The 15,932-nt window shown below is 41.6% G+C and carries 15 protein-coding genes; 10 read left to right on the top strand and 5 right to left on the bottom strand.

Annotated features, from left to right (window positions below):
* The 3 genes from C3420_RS09300 to C3420_RS09290 form a co-directional block, all read right to left on the bottom strand.
* On the bottom strand, positions 1-741 hold a 741-nt coding region (locus tag C3420_RS09300; RefSeq protein ID WP_146048152.1), incomplete at its 3' end, for a restriction endonuclease.
* A 242-nt stretch (positions 742-983) separates the two neighbouring features.
* The gene (locus C3420_RS09295; RefSeq protein ID WP_103801020.1) at positions 984-1,580 is read right to left on the bottom strand and encodes a phosphatase PAP2 family protein; all 597 of its coding nucleotides are present in this window, start codon (positions 1,578-1,580) and stop codon (positions 984-986) included.
* A 164-nt stretch (positions 1,581-1,744) separates the two neighbouring features.
* Positions 1,745-2,449: an SIMPL domain-containing protein gene (locus C3420_RS09290; protein ID WP_103801021.1), complete on the bottom strand. Its 705-nt coding sequence runs from the start codon at positions 2,447-2,449 to the stop codon at positions 1,745-1,747.
* Positions 2,450-2,924: 475 nt separating this feature from the next.
* On the opposite strand from C3420_RS09290, the gene C3420_RS09285 reads away from it, so the two are divergent.
* From C3420_RS09285 to C3420_RS09240, 10 genes are all read left to right on the top strand, one after another.
* Positions 2,925-4,298, top strand: coding sequence for a diaminobutyrate--2-oxoglutarate transaminase (locus tag C3420_RS09285; protein WP_004810505.1), 1,374 nt, complete (start codon positions 2,925-2,927; stop codon positions 4,296-4,298).
* 3 nt (positions 4,299-4,301) lie between these two features.
* Positions 4,302-5,834 (top strand): pyridoxal phosphate-dependent decarboxylase family protein, encoded by a 1,533-nt coding sequence (locus tag C3420_RS09280; RefSeq protein ID WP_103801022.1) that lies wholly within the window; start codon positions 4,302-4,304, stop codon positions 5,832-5,834.
* Positions 5,835-6,216: 382 nt separating this feature from the next.
* The gene (locus C3420_RS09275) at positions 6,217-7,245 is read left to right on the top strand and encodes a substrate-binding domain-containing protein (RefSeq protein WP_004810501.1); all 1,029 of its coding nucleotides are present in this window, start codon (positions 6,217-6,219) and stop codon (positions 7,243-7,245) included.
* A gap of 99 nt (positions 7,246-7,344) precedes the next feature.
* The gene (gene pstC, locus C3420_RS09270) at positions 7,345-8,724 is read left to right on the top strand and encodes a phosphate ABC transporter permease subunit PstC (RefSeq protein WP_004810498.1); all 1,380 of its coding nucleotides are present in this window, start codon (positions 7,345-7,347) and stop codon (positions 8,722-8,724) included.
* Positions 8,724-10,115 carry a phosphate ABC transporter permease PstA gene (gene pstA / locus C3420_RS09265; protein WP_103800375.1) on the top strand — a complete coding sequence of 464 codons (1,392 nt, stop codon included), beginning with the start codon at positions 8,724-8,726 and terminating at the stop codon, positions 10,113-10,115. Before pstC ends, pstA begins: the two co-directional genes overlap by 1 nt.
* 10 nt (positions 10,116-10,125) lie before the next feature.
* Entirely contained in the window at positions 10,126-11,040 is a 915-nt protein-coding gene (gene pstB / locus C3420_RS09260; RefSeq protein ID WP_004810494.1) for a phosphate ABC transporter ATP-binding protein PstB, read from the top strand.
* Positions 11,041-11,135: 95 nt separating this feature from the next.
* Positions 11,136-11,849 (top strand): hypothetical protein, encoded by a 714-nt coding sequence (locus tag C3420_RS09255; protein WP_103800376.1) that lies wholly within the window; start codon positions 11,136-11,138, stop codon positions 11,847-11,849.
* A 47-nt stretch (positions 11,850-11,896) separates the two neighbouring features.
* Positions 11,897-12,859 carry a protease SohB gene (sohB, locus tag C3420_RS09250; RefSeq protein ID WP_103800377.1) on the top strand — a complete coding sequence of 321 codons (963 nt, stop codon included), beginning with the start codon at positions 11,897-11,899 and terminating at the stop codon, positions 12,857-12,859.
* Positions 12,860-12,967: 108 nt separating this feature from the next.
* Positions 12,968-13,429, top strand: coding sequence for a hypothetical protein (locus tag C3420_RS09245; protein WP_103800378.1), 462 nt, complete (start codon positions 12,968-12,970; stop codon positions 13,427-13,429).
* Positions 13,430-13,456: 27 nt separating this feature from the next.
* Positions 13,457-13,693: a hypothetical protein gene (locus C3420_RS09240; RefSeq protein ID WP_103800379.1), complete on the top strand. Its 237-nt coding sequence runs from the start codon at positions 13,457-13,459 to the stop codon at positions 13,691-13,693.
* Positions 13,694-13,757: 64 nt separating this feature from the next.
* On the opposite strand, the gene C3420_RS09235 is transcribed toward C3420_RS09240, so the two are convergent.
* Together C3420_RS09235 and purB are read right to left on the bottom strand one after the other, a co-directional pair.
* Positions 13,758-14,399 (bottom strand): DUF2238 domain-containing protein, encoded by a 642-nt coding sequence (locus tag C3420_RS09235; protein WP_103800380.1) that lies wholly within the window; start codon positions 14,397-14,399, stop codon positions 13,758-13,760.
* Between the two features lie 90 nt (positions 14,400-14,489).
* Complete coding sequence (gene purB / locus C3420_RS09230) at positions 14,490-15,878, bottom strand: adenylosuccinate lyase (RefSeq protein WP_103800381.1); 1,389 nt, start codon at positions 15,876-15,878, stop codon at positions 14,490-14,492.
* Between the last annotated feature and the right edge of the window lie 54 nt (positions 15,879-15,932).

Raw genomic sequence — 15,932 nt, 5'->3', positions numbered from 1 at the left:
TACTATATCAGTTTGGATAAGCCATTTTATTTTTAGACTGTTATAGTTACTTTCTTCCCACTTAATTTTATCTAATTCAACTAGAACTTCTTCTAAAGATTTAAAGTCTCCCAAACCCAGTAAGCAAGTAGCTTGCAAAAAAAGTTTTTTACATCTAAAAATGATATTATATTGATCAATAAACTTATTCAAATTGAGTTTGATTAGGGCAGTTTTATATTTTTCATCTTTAATTAAATCTTCAATTTCTTTAAAAAATAACTCTAAAATTTCTGGATCTTGCCCATAAAAAGCACTTAGTTCAGGATCTTTATTTATGTAATTACATAAATCATTCCAAAAAATAATTTGAATGCTGAACTTGCCTTCTTTTATCCTTTGGTCTGAAAGAACACTTACTGCATCAGTTAGAGTTTTATTTGCTTCTAAACTTGTAACGACAATAAGTGTTTTAATATCTTGTTGACCTTGATCAGCCTTTTGTACTTCTTTTACGATTGAATCACCGTGATTTTCATCAAAAGATAGTTTTTGAACATGCTTACATTGAATACCTATTCGATTATTTGGTTCTATTCTGTCATCTTCATATACTAAAATATCTAAACCATGCTGAGCTTGACCTCTTCTTCCATACATATGGGGCAAAGTACAGTTATATTGTTTACCTAATACATGAGCACACAATGACTCGAAATCTTGTTCGGTGTTAGGCTTCGCAATTTTTCTTGAGTAGCTCATTTTATGTCACTAATTATTTAATTTTTTGTAAAATACACTAATTGCAGAAAATGCAGAATAAAAAAATGCAAACCACTTTAAGACTAGAGGTTATATAAGAGGTTATAATTTTATTTTATATATATTAAAATTTATAAAACAATAATATATGTTAAAAATAAATCGCAATCATATGGCGATCTATTAAGTTAAAGAAATGTAAAAAAACCCGCTTTCGAGCGGGATTTTTTATGTCTGGAAATTTACTTCACCCAGCCCATCCGAATAAAAGGCTTAAACAGGAATTGATGAATACTGAAAATAAAGCTCATGATTTTATTCTCATATTTCCACCAGAGCGGTAAGCCAGCGAGATTTACAACAAGTGCAATTAGGAATGCACCTAGCATATCAATCGGAAAATGTACACCTACATAAATCCGTGACCATGCTACCAGCCATGCAGTCCAGAGTAGGATTCGACCCAAATCACGTTGTGCTGAGAAGTAATAGGCAAAGGCAATTCCACTAAAAATACTCATGTGATTGCTTGGGAATGAACCTGTAGGGGCATGCTCAATCAGGGTTCGACCAACCTCCATGACAAAAGGGCGGGGCGTGTTTAGAACTGCAGATAATACCTCGCTAATCGACAAGGTGATTGCGGTGAAAATCACAGCTTTAATAATCCCTGTTTTGATTTCACGACTGCCGCGCAGCCAGGCAACAGCAAAAATCAGCAGAAATAAATACACCAGATCATGCGCTATCAGACTGGCATAGTTAATCATCCAGATCGAGGCTTGGTCAGGTACATTGAGAAGATGAAACAGATACAGGTTTAGTTGATCGAGTAACATGAGGAGAGAGGGCTGACACAAATGTCCGTTACTCTAAACCGATCAAAGCTCAATTCATATCTGAGTTTGTATGAATTTGTAGCATCGATTTTTCACAGAATATTCAAGTGATAAAAAACCACCCAAAAGGGTGGTTTTTAAAAGCAGAGTGCTTTTATTAACACTTATTTAAACTGAATCGAACCATTGGCATTCACGGTCATTTTAGATTCACCCGCTGCCATTTCCTGATCTGGAATAGCTGCTTCTGCATAAGCCGCTTTGGCCATTGCCATACGTGGAACCGATGGGTAGCCTGAATTATTGGTGTTAATATTCATATTTACCAGTTGATATCCAGCCTTGTTCCAAGCCTGAGCCAGGCTTTGTGCACGTTGCTGGAAGTTTTTGGATGCTTCCAGCATCAGCTCATTTTCAATTTTCTTACGTTTTGCTTCAGATACTGTAAAGTTAATTGATTCAGTCTGGAAGTTTTGCTGCAATTCGGCAATTAGCTGTGAAGCCGCTTTGAAGTCAGTCGATTCAATACGCACCTGAGCACGAGCTCTCCACTCTCTGAGTTTGCGGTTATCATTGTCATAGACTGGATAAGTGTGTTGTGAGCCGGTTTCAATTTTCACACTCGGATATTTCTTTGCGGCATTGATGGCCTGGTTCATGAGTTGATTAATTTGCGCTGCAAGTTCAGCAGGCTGTTTATTGGATTTTTCTACATATAAATTGGCATGCATCAGGTCATTGGAAATATCGCGACTGGCCTCTGCTGAAATATTAATAATATTATAATTCAGTGGCTCATTTTGGTCTGCAAATGCAGTACTCGCCAAGGTGCCTGCAAGTATAAGGCTGGACAATGCTAGGAGGCGCATATTTTCTTCCTGTTTTTCTTAAAATTAGCCATCTTGGCTGATCCTCAGATATTAAATCTCAATTGTGCTCTTTTTGCGAAATATTTGTGGTAAGAGTGTTAAGTTTTTGATTATTTTTTCTGTAGTTTTAAAGTTTAATTATTTTAAAAATTATATATTTATTAATGCATTATTAAAATAATTGCAAACTTTTCTGAAAGGCTACAAAAAAGTATAAAAGAAGCTGCTTTTCTTTCCTTTGTCACACGTTAAGATGATAATTTAGAGCTTAGACAGGCATGATATTTTTTTTCGATAAATTTTCAGGTAAATTGAGTTGAAAGTTATTTATTTTCCTGAAAAATTCGGTATCATCCGCCTCCTAAGTTAGTTAACTAAGATTATAGCTAACTAAAATCTTATAAAGCACCGAGTCAAAGGACCAAACGTCACCAGACTTATTTCTTTCAACCCATATCAGAGATGGTAATTCGATATGAGCGTTACTTCTGTAAACCCTGCCACCAATTCCACAAACGAATACTACTTGACTCGCCAAAGTCAGATGGAATCGAATGTGCGTAGTTATCCACGTAAATTACCGTTAGCGATAGCGAAAGCACAAGGTTGCTGGGTTACCGATGTTGAAGGTACTGAGTACCTTGATTGTTTAGCTGGGGCAGGGACATTGGCTTTGGGCCATAATCATCCTGCGGTGATTCAAAGTATCCAGGATACGCTTGCAAGCGGTCTCCCACTGCATACCCTGGATCTAACCACTCCTTTAAAAGATGCTTTTACTGAAGCTCTTCTTTCCTACCTTCCAGGTGGTAAAGAAGAATATTGCTTACAGTTCTGTGGTCCATCTGGTGCAGATGCAACAGAAGCAGCGATTAAACTTGCCAAAACCTTTACAGGTCGTAGCTCAGTGATCAGCTTCTCTGGTGGCTATCACGGTATGACTCACGGTTCTCTTGCCATGACAGGTAACCTGTCGGCGAAGAATGCAGTAAATGGTTTAATGCCAGGCGTTCAGTTCATGCCTTACCCACACGAATACCGTTGCCCATTGGGTCTTGGCGGTGAAGCGGGTGTTGACGCTTTAACTTACTTCTTTGAAAACTTCATTGAAGATGTTGAAAGCGGTGTAACCAAGCCAGCAGCTGTGATTCTTGAAGCGATTCAAGGTGAAGGCGGTGTGGTAACAGCACCAGTAAAATGGTTACAGAAAATCCGTGAAGTGACTGAAAAACACAACATCGTATTGATTCTTGACGAAGTTCAAGCGGGCTTTGCACGTTCAGGCAAAATGTTTGCCTTTGAACACGCAGGTATTGAGCCTGATGTAGTGGTAATGTCTAAAGCGGTCGGTGGTAGCTTGCCACTTGCGGTACTGGGTATTAAACGTAAGTTCGACGCATGGCAACCTGCTGGCCATACCGGTACTTTCCGTGGTAACCAGCTAGCAATGGGTACAGGTCTTGCAACGATCAATACCATTAAAGAGCAAAATCTGGCGCAAAACGCACAAGAACGTGGTGATTTCCTGCAAGCTGAACTGAAAAAGCTAGCTGCTGAATTCCCATGTATCGGTAACGTGCGTGGTCGTGGCTTAATGATCGGTGTTGAAATCGTAGACGAACGTAAACCTGCTGATCATATGGGTTCGTTACCTGCCGATGGTCAATTGGCTGCAGCGATCCAGACTGCTTGTTTCAACAATAAATTATTGCTTGAGAAAGGTGGTCGTAACGGTACAGTGATCCGTTTACTTTGCCCGTTGATTATTACTCAGGCAGAGTGTGAAGAAGTTCTGGTTCGCTTCAAGAAAGCGGTTGCTGAAGCTTTAGTCGCAGTTCGAGGCGCGTAATTTATGGTAGATTTTGCAGAACATCGTAAAGCGTTACTCTGCAATGATGCTGCATCTATCGCTGACTATGAGTCAGCGATGGACCAAGCGACCGAAGCGGTTGCAGCATGGTTGCAAAATGACAAAATGTACACGGGTGGCAGCATCAAGGAATTGCGTAGCGCAATTTCTTTCAACCCTTCTAAAGATGGTTTGGGTCTTCAAAAATCTTTAGAGCGTATGGTTGAGCTATTCCTTAACAAAAGCTTGAAAGTACATCACCCGCATTCTCTAGCGCATTTGCACTGTCCAACCATGGTGGCAAGCCAGGTTGCGGAAGTGCTGATCAATGCGACTAACCAATCCATGGATTCATGGGATCAAAGCCCAGCGGGTTCTTTGATGGAAGTGCAGTTAATCGAATGGCTACGTCAAAAGGTTGGTTATGGTTTAGGTCAGGCGGGTGTATTCACTTCAGGTGGTACACAGTCGAACCTGATGGGTGTATTGCTGGCGCGTGATGCCTGCATCGCGAAAAACTGGAAAGACGAAAACGGTAATCCATGGTCGGTTCAGCGTGATGGTATTCCTGCGGACGCGATGCGTAACGTCAAAGTCATCTGTTCTGAAAATGCGCACTTCTCTGTGCAAAAGAACATGGCGATGATGGGTATGGGCTTCCAGTCAGTAGTCACTGTTCCTGTAAATGAAAATGCACAGATGGATGTTGATGCTCTGGAAAAAACCATGACGCATCTTCAGTCTGAAGGCAAAATCGTCGCATGTGTGGTAGCAACCGCAGGTACAACCGATGCGGGCGCGATTGATCCATTGAAAGCAATTCGTGAAATCACCAATAAATATGGCGCGTGGATGCATATCGATGCGGCATGGGGTGGCGCACTGATTCTATCCAATGACTATCGTTCTATGCTGGATGGGATTGAGTTATCTGATTCAATCACACTGGATTTCCACAAGCATTATTTTCAAACGATTTCATGTGGTGCATTCCTGCTAAAAGATGAAGCGAACTATCGTTTCATGCATTATGAAGCGGAGTATTTAAACTCTGCTTATGATGAAGAGCACGGCGTTCCGAACCTGGTATCGAAGTCACTGCAAACGACACGTCGTTTCGATGCGTTGAAGTTGTGGATGACGGTTGAAGCCTTGGGTGAAGAGCTTTACGGTTCAATGATTGATCATGGCGTGAAATTGACACGTGAAGTGGCAGACTACATCAAGGCAACGGATGGCCTGGAACTTCTGGTGGAGCCACAGTTTGCATCAGTATTGTTCCGTGTGGTACCAGCAAGTTATCCAGCTGAGTTTGTGGATGCCTTGAACCAGAACGTGGCAGATGAGCTGTTTGCGCGTGGTGAAGCGAACATTGGTGTAACTAAAGTCGGTCAGGTTCAATCTCTGAAAATGACGACTTTAAGTCCGGTGGCAACACTTGAAAACGTGAAGAACCTGCTGGCACTGGTGCTTGCAGAAGCGGATCGAATCAAGGATTCCATCGCTGACGGTACTTATACACCACCAATTGCATAAGTAATTGTGGTGTGAAAAAGGAGGCCTGTTGGTCTCCTTTTTTTATATTTCAACAAAGATTATTTGTTTCTAGATCAAATTTAAATAGTGGTTATTCATGCATCAAAATTGTGGTAAAAAAAGAAATTCTTTGTAAGAAACACAAAATTTTTTACATATTTGCTTGCTATAAAAATGTCAAAAAAATTCTTAAATAATTTATAATGCATTGAAAATAATAAATATTTTTAATTTATTTAGTGCTGTAACACTTATCATAAAATCTTCATAAATCTGTAACCCGTCTGTCATATTTAAAAATCAAAATACTTGTATCGAAACAAGTACAACACGACAAAAAAAGTGGCGTACTCCAAATTTAAATGATTGTGAGAGATACAGAATGCGCTTTACAAAAATTACACTTGCACTTGCAGTGATGGGGCTAGGCATGACTGCAGCGAATGCAGCACGCGACACAATTCAAATTGCAGGTTCTTCAACTGTACTTCCATATGCAAGTATTGTAGCTGAAGAATTTGGCAATACTTTCCCGCAGTTTAAAACTCCAGTTGTCGGCTCAGGCGGTTCGTCAGGTGGTTTAAAGCAGTTCTGTAATGGTGTTGGTGATAATACCATCGATATCGCAAACGCATCTCGCCAGATCAAAAGTTCCGAATTGGCAGAATGTAAAAAGAATGGCGTTAACCAAGTACTAGAAATCAAAATCGGTTATGACGGTATTGTCTTTGCATCGAATGCCAAAAAAGCAGCTTACAAACTTCGTCCACAACATGTTTTTGCAGCCTTGGCAGCACAGTTACCAGCCAATGGCAAAATGGTAGCTAACCCGTATACACGTTGGAACCAGATTGATAAGTCACTTCCTAATGAGCCGATCACACTGGTAATTCCTGCTTCGAATCATGGAACACGCGAAGTCTTCCAGGAGAAGATGGTGGATGCAGGTTGTGAAACATATGCTGCAATTAAGTCTTTAGATAAAGATGCCAAAAAGAAAGCCTGTACCACTTTCCGTAAAGATGGTCGTGTTATTGAAATTTCAGGTGACTACACCGAAACACTGGCACGTCTGAAAACCTCTCCAAGTGCAGTTGGTGTATTTGGTCTAGGTTTCTATGACCAGAACCGTGACAAGCTGCGTGTTGCAACAGTTAACAATGTTGCACCATCTGAGCAGACCATCCTGAATGGTTCTTATCCGGTATCTCGTCCATTGTTCTTCTATGTGAAAGGCGAACACCTGAAATCAATCAAAGGTTTGCCACAGTTCACTGAATACTTCCTGAGCAAGAAAGTATCTGGTAAAGGATCGAAACTGGAAAAAGCAGGTTTGATTTCAATGTCTGATAAGGAACGTGCAGCAGTACTTGCTAACTTTAAGGCAGCTAAAGTAGTTGTAGTGAAGTAAGCAAATATTGAAATAGCTGGTGGCTGGAAACGGTCACCGGCTTTTAGTCATAGATAGGTTTTTTAAAAATATGAAGATTGAAAAAACAGTGGAGCATACATGAATCTGCTACTCCTGGGTGTGTTACTGGCGATTATCGCCGTTGCCTATCAGATCGGATTAAGTCGAAGCCAGAAATTGGCAGGCCAAGGCAAAAACACAGCAATGCTGAATTCGCGTCCTGGCTATTATGGCGCCATGGTGGCTTTATGGTGTGGTATTCCTGCATTTTTAATCTTCATGATCTGGAATCTGGTTGAACCTGTGCTCCTGGAACAGCTGGTGCTGAAACACCTGCCACAACGGATGGTCGCAGGCATGGATTCTGCAGCTCTGAGTGTGATCGTGGATCGGGTGCAGGCACTGGCTTCCGGTTTTGGCGTTAGTGATACACCACAGGCTTATGAACTGGCTGCAGCAGAGCAGGTGGCACGTATCATGAGCATCAGCAGCTATGCCAAGCTGGTGGTAGTGATCTCTGTTGCTGTTGCCGGACTGGTTTGGGCCAAAAAACGTATCAGTAATCAGTTGCGTGCACGTCATCAGGTTGAAAAAGTTATCAATATCAGCTTGGCACTCTGTTCTGGTGTTGCCATCCTGACCACACTCGGCATTGTCATGTCGATGTTTGGCGAAGCAATGCGCTTCTTTAGCTTCGTCAGCCCAATTGATTTTTTCTTTGGCACACAATGGAACCCAGGTTTTAGCACTTCAGGCAATGCTGAAGGAAGTTATGGCCTGTTGCCTTTATTGTGGGGCACCTTGATGGTCAGTGGAATCGCCCTGTTGGTCGCAGTCCCATTGGGTCTGATGATTGCAATCTATCTGTCCGAATATGCCTCACCAAAATTCCGTTCATGGGCAAAACCGACTATTGAGGTTCTGGCTGGTATTCCAACCATCGTTTACGGTGTGTTTGCCTTGATGATTCTGGGCCCATTTATTAAAACGCTCGGTGCTATGGTCGGTGTTGATATTAATGCGACCAGTGCCTTAACTGCCGGCTTTGTTATGGGCATCATGATTATTCCATTTGTATCTTCTTTATCAGATGACATTATTACCCAGGTACCACGTGCCTTACGAGACGGTTCACTGGGTCTAGGCGCAACCAAATCTGAAACGATCCGCCAAGTGGTACTGCCAGCCGCTTTGCCGGGCATTATCGGTGCCTTCTTGCTGGCAGCATCCCGTGCGATTGGTGAGACCATGATTGTGGTACTGGCAGCAGGTAATAGCCCGCTGTTACATGCCAATCCACTGGAGGCGGTATCAACTGTAACCATTACCATTGTGAACCAGTTAACTGGCGATACTGACTTTGCCAGTCCACAAGCACTGGTTGCGTTTGCATTGGGTCTGACTCTTTTTGTTATTACCTTAGGTTTGAACATTGTCGCACTGTACATCGTGCGTAAATATCGTGAGCAATACGACTAATGAGTACTTCAAATACCACACCTTTAGATCAGCGTATTGATCCATCTGTTAATGCTGAGCTGCGTGAAGAGCGTAAAAAGACCATTCAAAGCTCTCTTGCACGGCGCCATCGCAAAGAAAAAACCTTTCGTATGCTTGGTTTTTCTGCGGTATTGGCGGGTCTGTTCTTTGTCGTATTGCTATTCGGTAGTATCTTGGCCAAAGGCTTGCCGGCATTCTGGCAAAGCAGTATGAGCCTGCCTATCCATTTCGATCCGGCAATTGTCAATATTGGTCCACAACCAAAACAGACTGCCGGAGAGTCTCCTGCACAGTTTGAACAGCGTATGATGGATTGGCAGATGCAAGCTGGCATGGTTGACTGGGATGCCCTGATCATTAATGGCATGATTGCCAAACACGGCAAGCTGGAAAACCAGCGTGATGAACTGGGTTATTTATATACCAGTTCAGAAGCCTATCGTCTGCGTGACATGGTGCTGAACAATCCAAGTCTGGTCGGAAAAACCCAGGAAGTTAAAATTTTGGCTGACGCCAATGTTGATGTATGGCTTGCAGGTAATATTGACCGTGACTTGCCAGATGAGCAGCAACAGCTAAGCCCGGAAGTCCGCCAGATTGCTGATGACATGAAAGCTTCAGGCGTGATCGAAAACAGCTTCAATACCAATATCTTTACTAATCCGGACTCCCGTAGTTCGCCTGCAACCTCTGGTTTGGCAGGTGCATTCATGGGCTCACTGTTCATGATGTTGATCGTGATCTTTATCTCGATTCCAATCGGTGTAGCTTCAGCAATCTATCTGGAAGAGTTTGCACCAAAAAACTGGATCACCGATGTCATTGAAGTCAACATCAATAACTTGGCAGCCGTTCCGTCTATTGTTTTCGGTCTACTTGGTGCAGCGATCTTCATCGGCTGGATGCATTTACCACTTTCAGCGCCATTAGTCGGTGGTCTGGTACTTAGTCTGATGACTTTGCCAACCGTGATTATTACTACACGAGCTTCTCTAAAAGCTGTGCCACCATCAATTCGTCAGGCAGCCTTAGGCTTAGGTGCATCACGTTTACAAACTGTATTCCATCATATTTTACCACTCGCACTACCAGGTATTTTGACCGGAGCGATTATTGGTGTCGCACAGGCACTTGGCGAAACCGCACCACTGTTATTGATCGGGATGAGCGCCTTTGTTGCTAGCGTACCGGCAACGCCACTAGATCAATCGACTGCTTTACCTGTACAGATTTTCCTGTGGCAGGGTAATGAATTGCGTAACTTCTTCGAAGGTCGTACTGCTGCCGCCATTATTGTTCTCCTTGTCATGATGATTGGCTTAAACAGCTTAGCCATCTGGTTACGCAAGAAGTTTGAAGTCCGTTGGTAAGGAGAAAATAATGAAAACAATGAATATTTCAAACTATTTAAAAAAGGATCTATCCATGAACCTCCAGCAAAATAAATTTATTGCAGATGCCGCTGCAACCAAGCCCCTGATTTCATATAATTCTCAGTTCGAGACCCAAGCTGAAAATAAGAAAAAAGACAAGACGGGTAATGTCAAGCTGAGTGCGCAGGATGTACATGTTTACTATGGTGAACTCGAAGCGATCAAAGGTATTGACCTGAACATTTATGAAAATGAAGTGATCGCCTTTATTGGTCCATCGGGTTGCGGTAAATCGACTTTCCTGCGCGCTCTTAACCGGATGAACGACACCATTGATGGTTGCCGTATGACAGGTAAAGTTTTGCTGGATCATCAGGATATTTATGATCCTAATCTGGATGTAGTATTGCTACGTGCGCAGGTTGGCATGGTATTCCAGAAACCAAACCCATTTCCAAAATCTATTTTTGACAATGTGGCCTATGGCCCGAAACTGCATGGTCTGGCTCGCGATAGATATGATCTGGAAGAAATTGTCGAGAATAGTCTGCGTAAGGCCGGATTGTGGAATGAAGTAAAGGACCGACTGAATCAGCCGGGAACAACTTTATCTGGTGGTCAGCAGCAACGTCTCTGCATCGCGCGAACCATTGCGGTAAGCCCGGATGTTATCCTGATGGATGAACCATGTTCAGCGCTGGATCCGATTGCGACAGCAAAAGTGGAAGAGCTGATTTCCGAACTTTCTACCCAATATACGATTGCTATTGTGACTCACTCAATGCAGCAGGCGGCACGAGTATCAGATCGAACTGCATACTTCCATTTAGGTGATTTAATTGAAGTGAATTCGACAGAAAAAGTCTTTAGCCAGCCGGATCATCAGTTGACAGAAGCATATATTACTGGTCGTTTTGGTTAATACACATTTAAAAAATAGTTTAAAACAGAATCTTAGGGTTCTGTTTTTTTTGTTATGCTGTATGTGATTTTTTAAAATTATAAAATTAAATTGAGATGCGTAATTATAATTTGACCAAAAAAGAAGGCAAGGTCGTTGCTGAAACACAGCAAGCGCTCTATCGAGCATTATTCGGCTCAGTGAATTTTCCAAGAAATCTAAGCATCTTTCTGGTTGGTATTAGTCTTTTTATGGCGACTTTGGTTCTGCATGAGGGGTGGTTTGCCACTTCACAAAGTCAAGGTATGAGCAATTATCATCGTTGGTTATATGATGTTTATGTGATGGTTTCCATATTCATTGTACCTCTAATCTATCTGCGTTTTAGGCAGCTCGAAGGCTCTGTCGCTTTCCGAAGAAAATGGAACGCATACATTCGAGCTTATGCGCAGTATCAGTTCAAATTAAAACAAGTGGTAGAAAGTGTAGATGATGACAGGTCTGGTCAGCAAAAGTTAAGTGACTCAATGACTCGGCATTTTTTGAAACATCCATGGTTTCAATATCTAATGATTGGTGTGGTGATTTATGGTTGTATTGCAATGTATATTTGGGTCACACCATTCACGAGTAGCCGAGGATCGAGCTTCTGGATTCTCGCATGGTGGCCGATTAATGCTGTTATTATCGGGATGCTTTACTATATACAGTTTCCGTTAATGCTACGGTGGTTATCAATTGCAAAAATACAAGAACAATATGGAATTTTGCAACTAAAAGCAGTGCGAGAGAATTCAGTCAATAATATGGTTGAAAAAATACCAAATTGACCTAATCTAAGGTTTATAGCCCGAATTAAACTGAGAATAGATTTTATATGTTATTTCATACTCCGAAACTACCGGCTGAAATCCGTATCAATCACCTGAATGCGCGTATTAATGAACAACGAAAAAAAATTGCGCAAACCACTGCCTCTAAACTGGAGCTGTTGCAGTTAAGTCAGCAACTGGCAAAAGAAGCACGTGCCCGTAAAAAAACTAATGAAAAAATCTACGTGCTCGATTTTAAAGGGGATACTGCTGCTTCTGCAGTTGAACAGCTACGTGAAGAAATTACGTTGATTCTGGCAACAGCAAAAGCTGGACGCGACCGTGTAATCGTACGCTTGGAAAGTCCAGGTGGTATGGTGCACGGCTATGGTCTGGCAGCTGCCCAACTGGTGCGATTACGTGAAGCAGGATTCCATTTGACGATTTGCGTCGATAAAGTCGCTGCTAGCGGTGGCTATATGATGGCATGTATTGCCAGCGAAATTATTTCTGCCCCGTTTGCGATTGTGGGTTCAATTGGTGTAGTTGCTCAAGTACCGAACTTTAACCGTCTGTTAAAAGACAACAAGATTGACTTTGAACTGTTTACGGCAGGTGAGTACAAACGTACCGTAACCATGTTCGGTGAAAATACTGAAGAAGGTAAAGCCAAGTTTGAAGAAGAAATTCAGCAAACGCATGCGCTGTTTAAGCATTTTGTGGAAAAGTATCGTCCGCAACTCAATGTTGAAAAAGTGGCAACAGGTGAGCACTGGTATGGTCAGGATGCGCTGGATCTGAATCTGGTAGATAAGCTGCAAACATCGGATGAGTACGTGCTGGGGTTATTGCCTCAGCATGATGTGTATACGATCAATACACGTAAGAAACTAACTTTAGGTGAAAAACTGGGGTTGCAGGCAGCACAAATTGCTGACTCTCTAATTCCTGCTGTAATGAACAAAGTAGTCGACACGCTGACGAAAGCCAATTCAAATCTGGTTCAGATGCGTGATCCGAAACTTTAATTTATTGCTCTGAAAATGATATGGAAAGCTCACTTCGGTGGGCTTTTTTATTTTTGAAATCAAATAATTATGATATAAGTGAAGTACTTTAATTGAGTCTAGGCTCATATGCTCACGTTCATTTTATTATTGGGATTCTTTAGCATCGTGTTTATTCCGATGTTATGTATGCTCTATGCTGAAGCCAAACTCATAAATAATGATGCGAAGAAGATTCTGTTTTGGCTGAGCTTTCTACCTGGTGCATGTATTTTTCTATTAAATGGTGTTTTAAAGCCAAATAATCCACCCGTTACTCCATCGAAAGAATGTGGGGTGGTGCAGTCTTATCAGGTATATAAAACTCGAGGTGGAACTCAGCATGAAAGCGTAATCATTCGCTTCAATGATGCCAAGTATAGTCGTTATTTATATTTCGATAAGGATTCTGAGAAAATGCCGAAAGGGCAAAGGGTCTGTTTTGAGTATTTAGATAAGTTTAAATACCCACACTTGTCAAAATCTAAGTTTGTTAAATGGATTGACCCTACTGAAATGCCGACCATCACTGAAGCTCATCAGATAAAATAAAGCATATTTTACTGTTGGAGCAGAAACATGGCTGTCGCTGAAGCATATCTTGTAACGCAAAACTGTTATTTTAATTACGAGTTTGAAGAATTGAATTTGGATGATTTTTCTGAGGAGTTATCTGTGTCACTGCGTGGCATGATGTTCCGCCATGAAATTCAATATCCTGATGCAATCTATTTCATTTATTACAGCGAGATATTGACGGGGAGTGAATTGCAAAAAATGAAAGATGATTGGAAGCGATATTGCCCACTTCCATAATTGAAAAACATGAAGGTAATTAAATCCATGATTCAAAACTTTAATTCATGATGATCTAAAAAGCTCATTTTAATGAGCTTTTTTTATTTTGTGAAATCAGCATCAGTGCACCCGTAAACATCGACCCAACTGTTGCTAAAAACATATCTTTATGTGCATCCCACATGTCGCCTTGCTGACCATTATAACTTTCTGCCTGGTCAGGGGATAAGCCAATCGCAATCAGCCATTCGATCCATTCATAAATCAGACTGGTTGCCATGACAAATTGAATGACTAACAAAAAAACTGTGAATGGTTTTTGCTGCGGCAGCCAGACCTGAAATAGCCGGTAAAATACTGGGTAAAGTAGAAGGCCAAAAGCTAGGTGCACAAAACGGTCAAACATGTTGCGTGACCAGCCCATGGCAGTATTCAGGTCAAAGCCAAAGAGTGTCTGAGTCCATTCATTATAAGGTACATAAGAATACAGATAATGTGCAGCAACCACATGAATCAGCAGAAAAGCCAGATAAAGGTTGAAACTGAAAAAGCTCAATCCGATTTTATACAGGCACAAGATCAACATAACGATCATAAAAACCGTACCTGTTTGATGGAGCAGATAAGATTCCATTTCTAAAGGATGAATACTGGCAAAGATAATCGCAATTGCCAAAATCCCTAAACTAACAAAATGTTTGCTGCTTAATCGATGATCCATCATCTATTTCTATATCATTTTTCTTAAAGTTAGACATGATTATAAATAAAAAAAGCGAAGCCGGAGCTTCGCTTTTGGTCTTAATTGTCTAAATTAGATTTTAGCGATTAAGTCTTTAATTTGTTTTGCTTGTTCAGATGCATTACCTGTATAGGTTGCAGGTGTCATTTCAGCCAAACGAGCACGATCTGCTGCAGGAACAGCTTCTAATTCGTTACCGTTTACGAAATCAACCATCATGTCACGAGTCATTGCCTGACCACGAGTCAATGCTTTTAATTTTTCGTATGGTTTTTCAACGTTATAACGACGCATAACCGTTTGAATTGGTTCAGCCAAGACTTCTTGAGCATTGTCTAAGTCTTCATCAATACGTGCAGCATTCAGTTCAAGTTTACCCACGCCTTTTAAGCAAGCTTCAAACGCGATCAAGCTTTGCGCAAAACCTACACCCATGTTACGAAGAACAGTTGAGTCAGTCAGGTCACGCTGCCAGCGAGAAATAGGCAGTTTTTCACCTAGATGCGCAAGAACTGCATTGGCAATACCTAAGTTACCTTCTGAGTTTTCAAAATCAATCGGGTTAACTTTATGTGGCATGGTTGAAGAACCAACTTCACCATCTTTCAGCTTTTGCTTGAAGAAACCAAGAGAGATGTAACCCCAAACGTCACGGTTAAAATCGATCAGGATAGTATTGAAACGACGAAGCGCATCAAACAGTTCCGCCATGTAGTCATGTGGCTCGATCTGAGTGGTGTACGGATTAAAAGTCAAACCTAAAGATTCAACAAATGCTTGTGAATGCGCAGGCCAGTTGATGTCTGGGTAAGCTGAAAGATGCGCATTGTAGTTACCCACTGCACCATTAATTTTGCCTAGTAGCTCAACTTGTTTGAACTGTTTGATTTGACGGGCAAGACGGTAAGCCACGTTCGCCATTTCTTTACCCAAAGTGGTTGGGCTCGCTGTTTGACCATGTGTACGAGACAACATTGGTTGGTCAGCATGTTTTTCAGCTAATGCAACAATTGAATCAATGATTTGTTGCATAGACTCAACCAGTACATCACGACCGCTTTTCAGCATTAATGCATGAGACAGGTTATTGATGTCTTCAGAAGTACATGCAAAGTGAATGAATTCGCCTGCATTTTTCAGTTCTTCAATGCCTGCAATTTTTTCTTTTAGGAAATACTCAACCGCTTTTACGTCATGGTTAGTCGTACGTTCAATCTCTTTAATACGGTTTGCATCTTCTTCAGAGAAATTTGCAACGATCGCATCAAGTGCTGCATTGGTTTCAGATGAGAAAGCTGGCACTTCAGTGATTTCAGGACGGTTGGCAAGCGCTTGTAACCAACGCACTTCAACAGTCACACGAGCATGGATTAAACCAAACTCAGAAAGAAAAGGGCGCAGCGCATCACATTTGCTAGCGTAGCGTCCATCTAATGGAGAAAGTGCAGTTAAAGCGTTCATATCGATTCCCTAAATTTTGGAATTAAACGAAAAACGAGATACGCGTACAGCATC

Source organism: Acinetobacter sp. ACNIH3 (assembly GCF_002918965.1).
GTDB lineage: Bacteria > Pseudomonadota > Gammaproteobacteria > Pseudomonadales > Moraxellaceae > Acinetobacter > Acinetobacter schindleri.
Note: the sequence above shows the minus strand (reverse complement) of the source record. Positions and strands in the feature narration are given on the sequence as shown.

Coding starts and splice junctions, on each gene's coding strand:
- C3420_RS09295 (WP_103801020.1), bottom strand. CDS start 1,580: ATGTTACTCGATCAACTAAACCTGTATCTGTTTCATCTTCTCAATGTA.
- C3420_RS09290 (WP_103801021.1), bottom strand. CDS start 2,449: ATGCGCCTCCTAGCATTGTCCAGCCTTATACTTGCAGGCACCTTGGCG.
- C3420_RS09285 (WP_004810505.1), top strand. CDS start 2,925: ATGAGCGTTACTTCTGTAAACCCTGCCACCAATTCCACAAACGAATAC.
- C3420_RS09280 (WP_103801022.1), top strand. CDS start 4,302: ATGGTAGATTTTGCAGAACATCGTAAAGCGTTACTCTGCAATGATGCT.
- C3420_RS09275 (WP_004810501.1), top strand. CDS start 6,217: ATGCGCTTTACAAAAATTACACTTGCACTTGCAGTGATGGGGCTAGGC.
- pstC (WP_004810498.1), top strand. CDS start 7,345: ATGAATCTGCTACTCCTGGGTGTGTTACTGGCGATTATCGCCGTTGCC.
- pstA (WP_103800375.1), top strand. CDS start 8,724: ATGAGTACTTCAAATACCACACCTTTAGATCAGCGTATTGATCCATCT.
- pstB (WP_004810494.1), top strand. CDS start 10,126: ATGAAAACAATGAATATTTCAAACTATTTAAAAAAGGATCTATCCATG.
- C3420_RS09255 (WP_103800376.1), top strand. CDS start 11,136: ATGCGTAATTATAATTTGACCAAAAAAGAAGGCAAGGTCGTTGCTGAA.
- sohB (WP_103800377.1), top strand. CDS start 11,897: ATGTTATTTCATACTCCGAAACTACCGGCTGAAATCCGTATCAATCAC.
- C3420_RS09245 (WP_103800378.1), top strand. CDS start 12,968: ATGCTCACGTTCATTTTATTATTGGGATTCTTTAGCATCGTGTTTATT.
- C3420_RS09240 (WP_103800379.1), top strand. CDS start 13,457: ATGGCTGTCGCTGAAGCATATCTTGTAACGCAAAACTGTTATTTTAAT.
- C3420_RS09235 (WP_103800380.1), bottom strand. CDS start 14,399: ATGATGGATCATCGATTAAGCAGCAAACATTTTGTTAGTTTAGGGATT.
- purB (WP_103800381.1), bottom strand. CDS start 15,878: ATGAACGCTTTAACTGCACTTTCTCCATTAGATGGACGCTACGCTAGC.